We start from the raw sequence: 15,888 nt of genomic DNA, 5'->3' as shown, positions 1-15,888 counted from the left end.
ATCTAGTCCGTTCGAACACCACCGGCAAGAAACATCGCTCGAAGAACGAAGGTCGCCTCGGGTCCGATGATCTCACCGACCAGGCTCGTATAGCGGTCGACGAACTCGGGCCCGTGGGAGGCCTCGTCGGAAGTGGGGTCGCCGAGGTGGTGCGCAAGTTCGTGCAAGACAACGAATTCGCGTAGCGCCCACCGGCCGTCACGGTCGTCCGGGACGGCGATGACGTCGTTCGAGTAGTGAGCGGCGGCATTGCCGGCGCGGGAGCGTACGGACACCGGAATGGTTGCGCGAGGCCAGGTCGCGAGTACCCAGTTCAGCCCGAGTAGCTGATCGCAGTACGCCTGGACCGACTCCACGGAACCGAATTTGCGCTCGACCGGCAACGTGATGGTGGAGCCCATGACCTCGACGCTCCGAAGTCCGCGCTCGTCGGCGCGATCGAACATGGTGCGCATCAACGTCTCTGCCTCGTAAACGGCGCTTCGCTGCGTATCCCTCACGAGTCGAGCTGCCCGCGCACCCCGCCGATCTCCGGAAGGTTTCCCAGACGAACCGTGTGCAAATAGAGCTCGATTTTGCTGAGATCGACTCCGATTCCTTTCGCCAGGGCCTGTAGTTCTGGAGACGGCTCGCTTCGAGAGCATCTGTGCCACGGCCGCTGCCCATCGCCGCCTCCCAGCGCGGACGATGGGGTGCCAACGATCGACAATCTGAACAACCGCCACTGTGGCTGTGTGCTCTGGGCGACGGCGATAACAGCACCTTCGCGGAGGAATGCGCATGCTGACTCCGAGCCGTCGACCAGAACTGCGCACGATCCGTCGATGATGGTGGCGATTTGCGCGGCGACTCGAACCGTTGCCTCCCGGTCCGTCGACGCGCGCCAGACACCCTTGACGCGCTCGACGGAAAAGCCCGCCGCGTCCAACGCGGCATGCACTTTTGCGAGGGGATCGTCCACTGATAATTGGGCCAGGACGATCACAGCCTCGACGTCGGATGGGCCGACCACCTGTGCATAGATCTCTTCGGAGGACCGTAGATAGTCCTCGACGAATTCCATTTCGGCTACCGCGGCGAAGATCCCAACTTCGGCCCAAACGGTTTGCAGCAGAATGTCGTCCTGTGTGCCTCCCCACAAATCCGAATTCTGCGCAAGCAGAGCCAGGCCGATGGCAATCAAGGAGGCGACATACTGTTCGGCCTTGTCGACGCTCTCCACATGTTGGTCAGGCTTGACCAGGGCGAGTAGGACCTCAGCCAACCCGGCGCGCCACGACGGATCTTCCCCCCACACGCCGGCGGCCAGCAGGTTGTAGTGCATGACCGCCACCAGCATGCGGAGTTCCAGCGGGGGCGCTGGCTCCGCCGAGACCGCGAGCCGCATGCGGCGGGCGTTCTGACGCCAAAGTTGGTGCAGGGCAGGATCGATGTGCGGTGCGTAGCCCGACTCGGGACGGTCCTCTTCCGGTTCGAACTCCTCGGCATCCTCGTCCTCAATGATGTCGAGACCCGGATCTTCAAGGTCCACTGACCACCGGGTGGGCTCGGCGGTCTCGCGCTTGAGCACGCCAGGCAAGACCAATCCGGTCAATGAGGGGCCGAGCCTCCGCTCTGTGCTCGTGAGCCAGTTGCCCCATCTGTCATCCTGGTTCGCGTTTGAGAGACGCGGGCCGGTCGCCTGAGCCCGGCCCCCGGGACTGCGCTGATCGGCCAGCACCCGGAGCAGCCTGTTCAGGTCGCGATCGAAGATCCGGGCAAGTTCAGCATCAGAGAACAGTTCCTCGTAGGTGTATTCGCGGGCGAGCCGTGGGCCCGCCGGTTCGGTGCTGCGCGATAGGCAGCGGGTGCTGTCGGTCAGGAACACAACTGGGGTGACGTGCCGTCCGTCCGCGGATTCGACAACTGCGCGGATGGCCTCGCCGAATGTCGGCGGCGCGCTGAACGAGACATGGACTGGGCCTGGGCGCTCTGGTTGGTGGATGTGGAACACCCGCCAGTCCCCGGGTGCGCCGGTGGCACTGGCCTCGATGGAAATGGGCGCGACCCCGGTGGAAAGCAGCTCCACCCCGATCAGATCTTGCTGGCGGCGGGCACCGAGGATGGTCACGGGAACGGCGGGCTTCGGTCGTTGCTCGGCGGCGGGAATCGTCGAGAGGACGCGCAGGTTTGCCGGGGAGATGGGGGCACCATCCGGCATCAGGGTGTGCGGGGCGGGGTACATGGCCGCGAGCTCGCAGTTGCCGCCGGCCTGCGTGGCCTTGAGCATCGCGGCTCTTGTGATGTTGGCGCTGCCGACCAACGCGGTCACTCGGCCGTCCGAGGCCCACTCCACGAGCTTCCCGTGGCGCAGACGATTCTCGTCGAGCAGGCGGAACTCTGCAGTCGGCAGTTCCGAGATCGCCTCGACCAGGCCCTCGCCGTGGAATTGCGACCACCGCGGCTGCACCGCCACCACCGCCCGCTGCGGCCGGAGTTTGTCGATCAATGAATTGACGGCGGCGGAGGCGGGGTCGAAGAACGGGGCATACATGCGCAATACGTCGGTGGGCCCCAGCGGGAGTTGCGAGATGAGCGGCCGGTCGAGATTGCCGAGGATGCGCAGATCCGGCAGCGATCCGTCCAAATCCTCGGGCACGATCATCGCTGCCACCTCACGGACAGTCTCAGCGATCCACGAGGGCATGCTCACTGCGGCGGGTAGACCGCTCAACCAGTCGGACAGCTCGAGCAGCGCGGGCGGCCCCTGCTTGAGTCCGGATCGGAGCACCAGCCACAACTCGTCGTTGTGTCCCCATCCGGAGGTGGTCGGGTTGCCGGATCCGATGGCGGCCCACACCTCCTCCTCCCCCAACATCAGTACGAGTTTGGGGTGGAAGGCACCGCTGCAACTGGCATTACCGTGCTGGTAGGCCCTTCCCGCGTGGCGGATCTCGATAGCGTCATGGACGGAGTGGTGGGGATCGGACAGCACAGTGATGCGCGCGCCCAGTGCGCGAGCCGGGCCGATGAAGTGCCGTTCGAGAAACGCCAGGTCCAGGGTGAATCCGGTGATCAGCACCTCCCGCAATCGCGCATTGCCTTCCTCCATCCACCGTGTCAGCAGCGTCAGCGGTGAGTGGAACTCGATCCGGGCCCCCGTCATCGCGGCAGATTCAAGAGGGCGTGGCCGAGATCGGTAGTCCTGATGGACTCGTCGTCCAGGTCGAATAGGCCGATCTGTGAGGCGACGATGCCCAACTGGGCGGCCCGGAGGCCCACATTTCCAGAGCCCTCGGAGCCCGTCGCGAAGTACCGGCCGTTCATCTCGTGGAGCTTGGTGCGAAGCACCATCCGGCCTCCGCTGGCGGACAGCTTCCGTAGCGAGACCCGGTGGGCTTGCGCGAGCATGTCGTCAACCAGGGCGCATGCAAAATCCGCCAGCGGCCGGTCGTAGAATTCTCCCCGCCGTCTGGACACCCACGAGGGGTCCAGAATCTGACCACGCGAGGCTGCCCTGTTCCCAACAAAGGCACTTAGCGTGAGCCCGGACAACTGCTCGACGCGTAGCGAGCCGAACAGCAGTATCGCCAGGTTCCGTTCAATTCGATCCAGCAAGTCCCAGACCTCCTGTTCCGCCGGAGCGGGAGATCCATGGCGGTCGAGGACGTCCGGGCAGCCGGCCAGGAACTCCCGCACGGACTCGCCGCTGATCCCCGCCCGCATCCAGTCATGCAGTTCATCCCGCGAGACCGGTTCCCCCGCCGTGCTGACCGCCTCGACCAGCGCGGACCACAGGCTGCGCCAGGCGCCTACCGAATAGTGCCGCAGAATGGCGCCCCGCCAGGCCTCGGCCCGCTCGATCTCCTGGGAGAAGACGGGATCTGCTGTGAGGTCTCCACCGTAGACGACGGCGTCCGTGAGCATTCGCTGCCACGAAGTCTCGTCACCGCGGCGCTGGACAGCGCGCCCCATGATGCGGAGCGTCGAGCGGCGCGTGCCGTCATTGGGTGTCCAAGCGTCGGGATCATGGGTGCCACCCGCCGTTGCAGTGAGCACATCACGCAGCGGGGCCAGGTCTGGATCGTCGATGGATATCCGGGTTAGAGGCTCCACCTCGGCGAGATCAGCCTGCGTGACCGGTCTATCCACCACGATGTCGAGCAGCGGGCGAAACATCGCTCGAATTGCCGGAGGGCACGACCGTGATCCCGACCGCAAGGCATCCCGGTCTGTCGAGACGATACCGAGAACCACGGCGGGGCCCCGATACTGCGACCAAAAGCCCCATGCCCGTGGCGAATACGAGTCATCGCCGAGTTCGGTGAGTCTCGCGACGTCTCCGGCTGCGACGATCTTGGCGACGCGGTCAGCGCCGTGTGACGTGCGCCCGGCTGCGGAGTCCTCGTCTGCAGCAGAGGACAGTGAGGCCCAGGCCACAGCCACCTCGGCGCGGCGTAGCGCCATTCGACATCGCGTCCGATCCCACTCACATTCTTCGGCGTATGCCGCGAGGGCCCAATACAGCGAGAAGTATCGGGCCTTCTCGGTCAGCGTGGACAGTCCAGGCACCAGCGTGTCCACCATGTTCAGCACGAAGGCCTCGACGCCGAGCGGGTATCGGCCGCCGCGGTAATCCAACCCGGGGGCGCACCAGTCCGGCCCCTCCACCACTGCCGACACCGCGACCCTCTCGCTCAAGACTTGAACTCCGTCGTCGACTGGACGCCACCATCAATCTCGGCGCCGGAGCCTTCCAACTCGACGGTCTCGCCGCCGGTATCAGTGCCGACTTGGCAGTACGCCATGGAAAACAACTTTCCGCTGAGCTTCTGCACGGGATCCGGCGACTTGCGGATCGGTGATGACAAGCCTGCGGAGGACTCGATCGCTCTGATCGGGGCCCTCAGGTTCACAATGCTCCAGATGAGATTGGCGTGGGTGTTGCCATAGATGCAGGCCCTTCGAGTTCGGAATGTGGTCTCACACTATCCGTGGCTAATGACAACACCGTGGAATGGCAAATGATCCAACGGTGTTTGCGCGATCAGGTCAACTTGAGGGCACTAGCAGCGCCAGCTGAACTTGAAGTCGCTCTATTCCGTTATCTTCATAAATGGGTTGCTGAGGCAACGCGCTCCGGTCGGAATCCTGTACTGAGTCACGACCGCCTGCATCGCTACTTCAGCTCGCACTAGCAGTGACGCTTCGCTAGGCGCGAACTGCAGTTTGTGACCAATACGGGCGAATGAATGAATCGAATCCATCTCCTCTGCGTGATTAAGCGTGGCTAAGAAGGATATCTATAGGCAGGCTCCAGTGACCGAGGACGCGCACGGCTACAGCGGCGTGCTGCATGTATTGAGGAGCGCCTTTGCTGGCACCGACACTTCATACGTGATAATCGGACAGTGACCACGACTCCCCGAAACTTGCATCACGCACAGGGACGTTCGCTCGTTGTCGATCCGGTGCGGCAATCCCTGACGAAAACAAGGAGCGATCTCTCGTGAAGGCATCCTCCGGGCCTGGAGGGCCGCCGACTGGCCCCGCCCCAGTAGGGCCTACAGCTGCACAATCAGAGGAGTTCGCTCGCACCAACAAACGGCTAGCAGTCCATGACTACCTTCCAAGAACATTTCACGACGGGTCCGCAGTTGCGGCTAAATGTGAGTGGAGTTCGCACGTCGCGGTTAACCTCGCCCCGGAGGAGGGTGGCGCTCTCGCTTGGATACTGATTGACACGATTATGAAGGCCCGCTTTGGTCCCGCCACTCAACTACACGACACGTGGCGCCAGCACACATTGACTGGCACCAAGATCCCACCACTGTCGAATCCCATCATCGCGTCGTTCATCGAGCCGGTCTTCGGATTACCCCAGGCACAAAAGAACGAGGACCACCTACACGGCCATGTTGGCGAGTGGCTCTGGCACCTGTTGACGAAAGACAACTCCGCCGTACGAGTGCAACTTGACCCGAAGGGCGATGTTACTGACGCCGGAGCAGACGGTTTTTCGATTTACGAAACGAGCACTGGCGACCTTCGGTTTCGGCTCTGGGAGAGCAAGAAGAACACGGGTACTGCGTCGCTGTCCACGAGTCTGAACAAAGCGTATGAGCAGCTTGCCGTGAGCGGTCAGCGATACGTCGGCAAGATTGTCGGCACGTACGGACAGTCCTCGAGCGACACCTCCGATGAAGTAATGGCTCTGGTCACGAGTCTCCCCGCGGCATGGCTTCAAGGTGACGAACTCGTCGGCGCTGGTGTAACGATCTCGACGCACAAGCCGTTACCCACGATGCCATTTAAGAAAATGGCGGTGAAGCTACCTCTGCTCAGCAAGCCGGGCCAACTCCGCGGCCTTGCCACCAGCATTGATTCCTATATCGAGATCGCGACCTTGGTGAGGAGATACGCGTGGACCGCGCTCTAGCCGCAGACCACATCGCGGGCGCGTTCGGTGAACTACACCTCAGCGAGCTCCCCACCGTCGACGAGTTGACCGCCCTCCTCGCCGAACTTGAGATCGAACTTGTCCGAGGACTCACCGAGACAGGATTCCGCGCGGACGTCTCACCGTTGCGACGTTCCGCTTGGTATCTACACGGGATCGCCTCGACGGCCGACACTTCGCGGTACCCAGTCGAGCAACGCCGCCGCGCCTTTGCCGTCAGCGCTCACGTCCTTGACCTCCTCTTGGAGGACTCGACAGAGACGAGTCAAGTCCACCTGGCTACAGCCTTCGCTGCGCAGGTCGGATACCACCGCGCAGAAGAGAGTCCGAACGCTGGCGCTATCCATCGCAGGATCCGGGGTGCCCTGACCGAGCCAGTCGAGTTCACGGAAGGCGCGGACGTCGCACTGCACGCTGGGATTCTCTTTCTCGGTCTCGACATGACAGCGCTTAACCGGCAGCTAGGCACCTGGGCGAATGCCGCCGCTGCATTAACCCGCGGCGCTCAACTCGACAACCTTGACGGGACCATGTTCGGCCCGACGCAGCGGCTACTACGCGGCATCGCGGACCTAGTCAGATACTTACGTGAAGGCGACACTGACGCGCTCGAAGCCGCTCGCGGCCACTTGCTGCGCGTTGCCCGCAACGAGGTTGGTCTCAGCGACGTGGATACCCGCTGGGTCGCTGGACACCTACTAGCGGTGGCGGACGGCCTCAGCGAGAGCAGCATCTGGGCAGTGCTTCCCCCAGACGTTCCCCCAGCCGTAAAGCAGGCGTTCACGCTAAGTCGGCAGCCGATCCTGACGCTCTGGCCGCCGCAGCGTGCCCTCATCGCCCACCCGACCATGAGCCCGCTGAACCAGATGACATCAAGGCTCCTCGTGTCTGTCCCGACCAGCGCGGGAAAGACACTTCTCGCGCAGATGATTATCTGTGCGCACACGGCGCAAGACGACCGGGGTGTCTGTTACGTGACGCCGCTCCGCAGCCTTGGCCGGGAGATGCGCCAGGCGCTCAAGTCCCGACTGAGCTACCTGGACCGACAGCTCGGCGCAGACCTTCCAGACGGCTTCGGCACCCAGAACTCCGACGGCACCGACCAAGAGGACGCCAACGGGGACTCCGGCCAACTGCCTCACGTCGAAGTGATGACGCCCGAGCGACTCATGAACGCGCTGCGGCAGTCGCCGCAGGAGACCCTGAGCCGGTTCAGCCTGTTCATCATCGACGAAGCGCACCTGATCGCTCAATCAGGGGGCCGCGGACTGCTCCTCGAAGGGCTGTTGACCTTACTGGACGCCAGCGGCGCACGGCTGATGCTGCTCTCCGGCGTCATGGGCAACGCCGCCTCCCTTGCAGCATGGACTTCGGCAGGGCAGGGAGAGGTGTTGTTCACCGATGAATGGCGGGCGCCACGACGGCTACACATCCTCGCTACCACGGACAAGATCGAGGAGAGCCGAACAGCCGTCGCCAGCCGTCGTGGCGGGCAAGACAAAACACGGTACGACCTGCGTGCCCACCTCGCGGTCCGCCCGACACGCGCAACTGAGCAGCACCTGGTCACCAGCAATGACACCCCAATCGGTCATCTCGTCATCGGTGCAGACAACAAGCGCAAAGCCGGGAAGGGCAATACATCGCCCGCGTACGAGACGACGGCCAGGATGGCTACGCTGCTGCTTCGGGCAGGCAGCTTACTAATGGTGGTCTCTCAACGCCCCATCGCACGCAACGCTGCCAAGGTCATGGCTGCTGAGTTGGACGACGACCCGCGCTCGCAGGGCCTGGCTGACTCTCTGGCCGCGCGGCTCGGTTTCAACCACCCTCTGATCGACTGCGTCCGCAAAGGCGTGGCCTACCACCACGCCGGGCTGCCCGTGGAAGTGCAGGAAGCCGTCGAAGACGCGATCCGCAGCGAAACAATCAAGGCCGTAGTTGCGACGAGCACTCTCACCGACGGCGTCAATCTTCCGGTCCGAACAGTCGTGATCGCGACAACCGAGTACGACGGACAAGACCCCGGTCAACGCATGTCCGCCGCGCAGCTACTCAATGCCGTCGGCCGCGCCGGTCGCGCGGGCAAAGAGTCCGAGGGTTGGATTGTGCTCGCACTGCAGAAGACACTGGAAGGCGCCGACTTCGACCGATTGACGCCCGCACCGAGCGACCTAGAAGTGCGTTCGAGCCTGACCCACGACACTGCCCTTACTGCACTCGCTGAGGCAGAAGAATTGATGGCTCAGACGCAAGACGCGATTCTGCAACTACCTCCAGACCGTGCGACCGGAGGGTTCGTCAACTACGTCTGGTTCATTCTTCACGCACTGGATCACGTCCCCGCCCTCAGCAATACCCGTACGTGGCGAGATGTCGTCACGCGACTGTTCGCGTTCACCCAGCTACCCGACGACCTGAAGGCACGGTGGTTAAGAATCGCCGATGTAGTCGCCGACCGTTACGCACAGACACCCCCAGCTTCCCGCCGCCGATGGGCGCAGGCGGGGACGAGCCTGGGATCAGCAGAGGCGATCGAGGCCATCGCTTCGGCTCTCGCCGACCAAGTGCAACTCCTCGATGGCTTCGACGAACTGACGCTCGAACAGACTCTCGACATTCTGACTAAACAGGACGTGTACACCAAGCTGCTGCAATTGCCCGAGCGGGGGAATTGCTGGAGGTTTCGAGTCTCGCCAAAAGGGGCTCCTACAGAGGTTGCCACCGACGAGGTCGTTCGTGACTGGATCGCCGGTGGTGAACTCACTGACCTCGCCGACACCCACCTGGCCGAGGTAGCGGACCCAGCGTTCCGACTTGAACAAATGGTCGACGCAATTAGCGAGGGGATGCAGCACTATCTGTCGTGGACTGTCGGTCTTGTCATCGCTCAAGCGAACGACATCCTGCTATCACGTTTAAGCTTGGTTCAGCTGTGCACGGGTACCGCAGCCCACCTTCGATATGGCGTCGACACCCCCACCGCCATAGATCTACTAATACGGGACGTCAAGTCCCGGAGCCTGGCCCGCAACATAGGCAAGATCGCACAAGAACGCGACTTGGATGAGGAGGGCTTGCGTGCTCATCTGAGCGAACAGCATATTCGCGGTTGGCGCGATGACCTCGGTGCGACGCCAACGGACATACTCGACCTGCTGCAGTACGTACAAGGCAGAGGCCGGCACAAGCTTGGCGAGATGATGGCGACTGGGTCCTCCACTGCGGAAGTTCGTCTCGCAAGTAGCGGCCCTGTTGGGGGGTCGGACGCTGAGGCCGTTCCCGTGATGGTCGTTGCCTCGACAGACGACGACGAGATCCAGGTCTTGGCTGAGGATCGAGCGTTTCGTGGTGTCATCGTCGCGCGCGATCATGCGGGCGTCGCGGCAGTTCTCGACAGCGGCCTGCTGCTCGACTTCAGCCTTGAGAACGCAACGGTGACTATGAAGCGCGCAGCGACAGGTCAACTCCTTTTCTCCTAGCTAGTCGAGGGTCAGTGATGAGTGCGCAAGACGCCTACACGGCCACCGAGTGCGGGCAGGACCGGCAACGTGATGGTGGAACCCATGACCTCGACGCTCCGAAGTCCGCGCTCGTCGGCGCGATCGAACATGGTGCGTACCAACGTCTCTGCCTCGTAAACGGCGCTCCGCTGCGTATCCCTCACGAGTCGAGCTGCCCGCGCACCCCGCCGATCTCCGGAAGGTTTCCCAGACGTGCGGAGCGCGCCGCCCGATCACCCGCTCGTCGAGCATGCGAGGAATGCCCGGCACTCGCGCGGCCACCACCCCGCCACGTCCCGCGCGCTTTGGAGTTGGACGAGTAGTAGTCCTTGAGCTCGATTTCCTTGTTGCGCAGCACGAGTGCGGTTTCCGAAGACGACGTGGCAGATTCTGCGATCGCTGCCTTCTCCGTCTCCTGCTTCGTCTCGGCCAACCGAGCGCCGATGCGGGACGCGTACGCCATCTGGAAGTTCAGGCGCGCCGTCACTCCGGCCACCGGCTTGCGGACCTGCGTGTTGACGCGTCGTCGTCCACGAGTTTCGACGACGGTCCGCACGGACGTTTCGCCGCGGTACGCCCCGGAGCGCACGTACGCGTCGGAGTCACGGACCATCTGGAAGAGCAGGCTCGAGTACAGCGCTTCGCACACGTCGATGTCACCGGCGAAGCCGTAGGCGTAGATGACGGCCGACGTCTGCGCGATGTCGCACTGTACGTCGTTGGCAGCGGCGATCGCGATGAACAACTGGGCGTACGTTCGCAGCCCACGCTTGCCCGGTTCGCCGATGGTGATGAGCCGCTGAGTGGGTGTCGCACGTTTTTCCGAGGACGCGGTGTGCGCCCGCGCGACCGCCAGGTCGATCGCGGAACCGGTGGCCAACCGCTGCGCGGCGGCCATGAAGGCTTCACCTTCGTGTGGATTGTCGGTGGACTCCGCTTGGCGAAGCAGCGCACCGATGCGGGTCAGCATCTTCTCCGAACTCACCGTGAAAGACTACGCTCGCGCGCCGACACGGACGTTTATGCTGCTAGCGCACACGCTCACCCTCAACTTGGATCGTCCGGCACGTTCCTGCCGGTAGAAGGGATCAACCCCGTCATGGCTTCAGTGACTTTCGAGAGCACCACCTGCCTGTTCCCCGGATCGAACACCCCGGCAGTGGACAAGCTCGACCTCGAGATCGAGGACGGCGAGTTCCTCGTCCTCGTCGGACCATCCGGCTGCGGAAAGTCGACCACCCTGCGCATGCTCGCCGGGCTCGAAGACGTCCACAGCGGGCGCATCCTCATCGGCGACCGCGACGTCACCGGTCAGGAACCGAAAGAGCGCGACATCGCGATGGTCTTCCAGAACTACGCGCTGTACCCGCACATGTCGGTGGCCGAGAACATGGGTTTTGCGCTCAAGCTCGCCGGAACCAACAAGACGGAGATTCGCGCCCGCGTCGAAGAGGTCGCGAAGATGCTCGATCTCGAGCCGTACCTCGACCGCAAGCCCAAGGCGCTGTCCGGTGGTCAGCGTCAGCGAGTTGCGATGGGCCGCGCCATCGTCCGCCAGCCGCAGGTCTTCCTCATGGACGAGCCCCTCTCGAACCTCGACGCGAAACTCCGTGTGCAGACGCGCACGCAGATCGCTCAGCTGCAACGACGCCTCGCGACGACGATGGTCTACGTGACCCACGACCAGGTCGAGGCCATGACGATGGGTGACCGCGTCGCCGTCCTCGAAAAGGGAATCCTGCAGCAGTGCGCCTCGCCGCGCGAGCTCTACAACAAGCCGAAGAACGTCTTCGTCGCCGGCTTCATGGGTTCGCCCGCGATGAACCTCTTCACCCTCCCCGTCGTCGACGGCGGCGTCGCATTCGGTGACGGGATCGTTCCCGTTCCGCGCGAGACGATGAACGGTGTCGTCGAAACCGAGGTTGTTCTGGGTATTCGCCCCGAGCACCTCGAGATCGCCGCCGAAGGCCTGCCGATGGAGGTCGACGTCGTCGAGGAACTCGGTTCCGACGCCTACGTCTACGGCCGGACCACGATCGGCGGACGGTTGCAGCAGATCGTTTCGCGTGGTGACTGGCGCAACCCGCCGCAGAAGGGCGAGCGAGTCAACCTGCGCGTCGACCCTGAGAAGGTGCACATTTTTGCCACCACCGACGGGCGTCGCCTGGGTTAGGTGGACCTGTCAAACGACACATGACCGATTCAGGTTCGGCGTAATACCCACAAGTAGGGGTGTCTCGTGCCACAGTAGGGGCCGATGCCGGGAGCCGGCACCCATGGCGCATGCCGTGAGCCGGCTCTCGGTGACCGTCTATTTGTCATACACATACGGGGAGCGAATCCATGGTTCTGAACTCGAAGGCGATGCGCCGCGCTGCAATTGCAGCCACGGCAGCGTCCATGCTGGTACTGGCAGGCTGCTCGTCCGATTCGGACAAGGACAGCGGAACCAGCACCACGGCCGCATCCGGGGGATCGTCCTCGAGCGAAGGCCGCGGACCCATCACGATCGTCGAGGGGCAGGATGCCCTGAACGAGGCGCTCGAAAACATCATCACCGACTGGAATGCGGAGCATCCGGACGAGAAGGTCACGCTCAAGCCGCTGGCCAAGGAAGCCAACGCGCAGGTCGACGACATCACCCAGCGCATGCAGGCCAAGAGCGACGAGTACGACCTCATCGGCGTCGACGTCGTCAACACCGCCCAGTTCGCCGCAAACGGCTGGCTGCTGCCGCTCGAGGGTGACCTCGCGATCGACGAGTCCGGCCTCCTGCCGTCGACCGTCGCGTCGGGCACCTACAACGGCAAGCTCTACGCAGCGCCGAAGAATACCAACGCCGCGTTCCTGTACTACCGCAAGGACCTCGTCGAGAAGGCCCCCACCACGTGGGCCGAGCTCAAGGAAAACTGCCCGAAGGCTGTCGAAGCCGGCATCTCCTGCTACATCGGTCAGTTCAAGAACTACGAGGGCCTGACGGTCAACACCACCGAGATCACCAACGCCTTCGACGGCCCGTGGGTCGGCCCGGACGGACTCACCCCGGCCATCGACGACAAGACGAAGGCAGGCGTTCAGTCGATCGTCGACAACTTCGCCGACAACACCATCCCGCAGGAAGCACTGACCTACTCCGAGGGCGAGTCGCAGACCGCGTTCGGTGACGGCAAGGCACTCTTCATGCGCACGTGGTCCGGCTTCTCGGTCGACGGTGAGAAGACCTCGGTTGCCGGCAAGTACGGCTACACCGTTCTTCCGGGTGTCGACGGACCGGGCGCTTCGACCGTCGGCGGCTACAACGTCGGCATCAGCGCGTACTCCGACGCGCCGGCAACGGCTCGTGACTTCCTCGAGTTCATGCAGACCAAGAAGTCGCAGACGTACTTCACCGAGGTCGGCGGCGCACCCGTCCTCTCGGCTGTCTACGACGACCCGGCAGTGCTCGCCCAGTTCCCGTACTTCGCGACCCTGAAGGAAGCACTCGCCACCGCTCAGCCGCGCCCCGTCACGCCGTACTACACGCAGGTGTCGAAGTCGATCTCCGACAACACCTACGCTGCTATTCGCGGCGAGAAGACCGTCGAGCAAGCCTTGGCGGACACCAAGGCCGGCATCGAAACCGCCGGTAACTGATCTACCAGGAGCAATAAGCAATGGCAGAACCGCAGGATCCTTCCGCGGCTGTGCCTACCAACCCCACGGTCGGGGCCGGTTCAACCGGTCCCGACCGTTCGGGCGTTGGTGGGAGACACCGTGCACCGGAACCGCTAGAAGAGCCGTCGGCATCCGAGGCAGCAGGGACATCCCTGACCAAGGTTCTGCCTGACCTTGCAGCTGCTCCACCCCCGCCGACCTCGCCCCCGCCTGCGTCGGCCGACAAGCCGAAGAAGCGTCGACGAGTTCCGGTGTGGGCGTTCGTCGCACCGTCGCTGATCGTTCTCGCCGTCATCATTCTGTATCCGCTCGGACGAGCGATCTGGATGTCGATGCACAGCGACGGCAAGAAGCTCGATCCCGAGACCGGCATGTTCGTCACCGGTCAGTTCACGTGGTTCGACAACTACAAGAACTGGATCACCCAGTCCTGCAACACCGCCAACGGCTCGATTCCCTGCCCGCCCGGCACACTCGGATCGCAGTTCTGGCAGTCGATCGGAAATACGTTCGGCTTCACCGTCGTCACCGTCCTGCTCGAGACGGTGATCGGTCTGTCGATGGCGTTGATCATGGCCAAGACGTTCCGCGGACGCGGTTTGCTCCGCGCTTCCGTGCTGATTCCCTGGGCCATCCCCACCGCCGTCACCGCGAAGCTCTGGTTCTTCATCTTCGCCAACGACGGCATTGCCAACAAGATCCTCGGCACCAACATCCTGTGGACGGCGGACCCCTGGCCGGCGCGATTCGCGATCGTCGTCGCCGACGTCTGGAAGACCGCGCCGTTCATGGCGTTGCTGATCCTCGCGGGTCTTCAGATGATTCCCGCCGACGTCTACGAGGCCGCCAAGGTCGACGGTGCGACGGCGTGGCAGCGGTTCCGCATGATCACGCTTCCGCTGGTCAAGCCCGCACTCATGGTGGCGGTGCTCTTCCGCACGATGGACGCGCTGCGCATGTACGACCTGCCCGCGATCATGATGGGATCCAATCCCGCCACCTCCACCATCTCGGTTCTGGTGGTCGATCAGATGCGCGTCGGCGCCAATTCGGCGTCGGCACTGTCCACCATCACGTTCCTCATCATCTTCGCTGTGGCCTTCATCCTGGTCCGATTCCTCGGAGCCAATGCGGTCAGCACGCAGGAAAAGCAGCGGAAGGGGGAGCCGGTATGAACAAGGCACTACGCGGCAAGGTCGGCACCTACATCGGCGTCGTACTGATCATCGTGTGGGGACTCGCTCCCTGCTACTGGATGATCGTGACGGCGCTGCGCGACCCGGCGGACACGTTCTCGACGTCGCTGTGGCCCACCAATCTCACGCTGTCCAACTTCACGGCGGCGCTCGATCCCGACGCGAAGGTGAACTTCACCCGTGCACTGATGAACAGCCTCATCATCGCGGGCGCGACCACGCTGATCGCCTTGGTCATCGGCGTGTTCACGGCGTACGCGCTCTCGCGTTTCGATTTCCGTGGCAAATACTTCGTCACCGGAATCATCCTCGGCGCGTCCATGTTTCCGGTTGTCGCCCTCGTGACTCCGTTGTTCCAGTTGTTCACCGACATCGGCTGGATCGGCAGCTACAAAGCGCTGATCATCCCGAACATCTCGTTCGTGCTGCCGCTGACGGTCTACACGCTGACGTCGTTCTTCTCCGAGCTTCCGTGGGAACTCGAGGAGGCGGCGCGTATCGACGGCGCCACCCGTGGCCAGGCTTTCCGCCTGATCATGCTTCCGCTCGCCGCGCCGGCACTGTTCACCACCGCGATCCTCGCCTTCATCGCAACGGTCAACGAGTACCTGCTCTCGCTCCAACTCTCGAGCGACAAGACCGCACCCGTCACCGTGGCGATGGCCAAGTTCTCCGGAACGGACCCATTCGTCACGCCGTACACCTCGATCATGGCCGGCGGAACCCTCGTGATGGTCCCGCTGGTCATCATGGTTCTCATCTTCCAGCGACGCATCATCGCCGGTCTGACCGCAGGCGGCGTCAAGTCGTGATGCGCGCTTGCGCACGGTTTCGATGAGGCGGGCTTCGCGCGCCCAGCGTATGGAGCTGATTGCCGGCTTCATCTCGGTCTTCGCCCTCATGGCGTTGATCGGCGCTGTGGTCGCGATCGTCAAGGGAGACCCCGGCGTGATGCCGTCTTTGGTGCTGCTCGGTTGCGTCGTCGCTCTCGGGCTCGCGTTCCGCGGATATCGGAACGCGGTCCGAGCAGAACGTCGCGAGTAGCCAGCCCGGTAGGGTGACATTTCGGTATCGCAGTTGCCGGGAGTTATCTGAT

General features: G+C 63.4%; 12 protein-coding genes and 1 pseudogene. 7 read left to right on the top strand and 6 right to left on the bottom strand.

Annotated features, from left to right (window positions below; translation table 11 throughout):
• Positions 1 to 2: 2 nt before the first annotated feature.
• From ATN38_RS01915 to ATN38_RS01900, 4 genes are read right to left on the bottom strand one after another with little or no spacing between them, the layout of a single operon-like run.
• On the bottom strand, positions 3 to 500 hold the full coding sequence (locus ATN38_RS01915; protein ID WP_218747502.1) for a TIGR04338 family metallohydrolase: 498 nt from the start codon (positions 498 to 500) through the stop codon (positions 3 to 5).
• On the bottom strand, positions 497 to 3,145 hold the full coding sequence (locus tag ATN38_RS01910; protein ID WP_218747501.1) for a hypothetical protein: 2,649 nt from the start codon (positions 3,143 to 3,145) through the stop codon (positions 497 to 499). Before ATN38_RS01910 ends, ATN38_RS01915 begins: the two co-directional genes overlap by 4 nt.
• Positions 3,142 to 4,680 carry a hypothetical protein gene (locus ATN38_RS01905; RefSeq protein ID WP_218747500.1) on the bottom strand — a complete coding sequence of 513 codons (1,539 nt, stop codon included), beginning with the start codon at positions 4,678 to 4,680 and terminating at the stop codon, positions 3,142 to 3,144. The genes ATN38_RS01910 and ATN38_RS01905 overlap by 4 nt, the downstream gene beginning before the upstream one ends.
• Positions 4,677 to 4,895 carry a hypothetical protein gene (locus ATN38_RS01900; RefSeq protein ID WP_218747498.1) on the bottom strand — a complete coding sequence of 73 codons (219 nt, stop codon included), beginning with the start codon at positions 4,893 to 4,895 and terminating at the stop codon, positions 4,677 to 4,679. Before ATN38_RS01900 ends, ATN38_RS01905 begins: the two co-directional genes overlap by 4 nt.
• 593 nt (positions 4,896 to 5,488) lie before the next feature.
• Between ATN38_RS01900 and ATN38_RS01895 the strand changes: the two genes are divergently transcribed.
• Both ATN38_RS01895 and ATN38_RS01890 read left to right on the top strand, forming a co-directional pair.
• Positions 5,489 to 6,418, top strand: coding sequence for a hypothetical protein (locus ATN38_RS01895; protein ID WP_218747497.1), 930 nt, complete (start codon positions 5,489 to 5,491; stop codon positions 6,416 to 6,418).
• Positions 6,403 to 9,921 carry a DEAD/DEAH box helicase gene (locus ATN38_RS01890; protein WP_218747496.1) on the top strand — a complete coding sequence of 1,173 codons (3,519 nt, stop codon included), beginning with the start codon at positions 6,403 to 6,405 and terminating at the stop codon, positions 9,919 to 9,921. Before ATN38_RS01895 ends, ATN38_RS01890 begins: the two co-directional genes overlap by 16 nt.
• A 59-nt stretch (positions 9,922 to 9,980) precedes the next feature.
• Here the strand turns inward: ATN38_RS01890 and ATN38_RS01885 are convergent.
• Together ATN38_RS01885 and ATN38_RS01880 are read right to left on the bottom strand one after the other, a co-directional pair.
• Positions 9,981 to 10,106 (bottom strand): annotated as a pseudogene (locus ATN38_RS01885) (TIGR04338 family metallohydrolase); the annotation flags it as partial.
• Positions 10,103 to 10,927: a DUF2786 domain-containing protein gene (locus ATN38_RS01880; RefSeq protein ID WP_024487897.1), complete on the bottom strand. Its 825-nt coding sequence runs from the start codon at positions 10,925 to 10,927 to the stop codon at positions 10,103 to 10,105. The gene ATN38_RS01880 and the pseudogene ATN38_RS01885, both read right to left, overlap by 4 nt.
• Before the next feature lie 114 nt (positions 10,928 to 11,041).
• Here ATN38_RS01880 and ATN38_RS01875 point away from each other — a divergent pair, with 114 nt between their 5' ends.
• The 5 genes from ATN38_RS01875 (at position 11,042) to ATN38_RS01855 (ending at position 15,836) form a co-directional block, all read left to right on the top strand.
• Positions 11,042 to 12,115: an ABC transporter ATP-binding protein gene (locus tag ATN38_RS01875; RefSeq protein WP_003946073.1), complete on the top strand. Its 1,074-nt coding sequence runs from the start codon at positions 11,042 to 11,044 to the stop codon at positions 12,113 to 12,115.
• 170 nt (positions 12,116 to 12,285) lie between these two features.
• Positions 12,286 to 13,575 (top strand): ABC transporter substrate-binding protein, encoded by a 1,290-nt coding sequence (locus tag ATN38_RS01870; RefSeq protein WP_003946022.1) that lies wholly within the window; start codon positions 12,286 to 12,288, stop codon positions 13,573 to 13,575.
• 20 nt (positions 13,576 to 13,595) lie between these two features.
• Positions 13,596 to 14,771 carry a carbohydrate ABC transporter permease gene (locus ATN38_RS01865; protein ID WP_209910596.1) on the top strand — a complete coding sequence of 392 codons (1,176 nt, stop codon included), beginning with the start codon at positions 13,596 to 13,598 and terminating at the stop codon, positions 14,769 to 14,771.
• The gene (locus ATN38_RS01860; RefSeq protein ID WP_063315381.1) at positions 14,768 to 15,604 is read left to right on the top strand and encodes a carbohydrate ABC transporter permease; all 837 of its coding nucleotides are present in this window, start codon (positions 14,768 to 14,770) and stop codon (positions 15,602 to 15,604) included. Before ATN38_RS01865 ends, ATN38_RS01860 begins: the two co-directional genes overlap by 4 nt.
• A gap of 22 nt (positions 15,605 to 15,626) precedes the next feature.
• Positions 15,627 to 15,836: a hypothetical protein gene (locus ATN38_RS01855; protein WP_019746112.1), complete on the top strand. Its 210-nt coding sequence runs from the start codon at positions 15,627 to 15,629 to the stop codon at positions 15,834 to 15,836.
• Positions 15,837 to 15,888: the final 52 nt, after the last annotated feature.

This window comes from Rhodococcus sp. FH8 (genome assembly GCF_019266085.1).
Taxonomy (GTDB): Bacteria; Actinomycetota; Actinomycetes; order Mycobacteriales; family Mycobacteriaceae; genus Rhodococcus_F; species Rhodococcus_F qingshengii.
The sequence above is the reverse complement of the archived record's forward strand: the minus strand, read 5'-3'. Positions and strand labels throughout refer to the sequence as shown.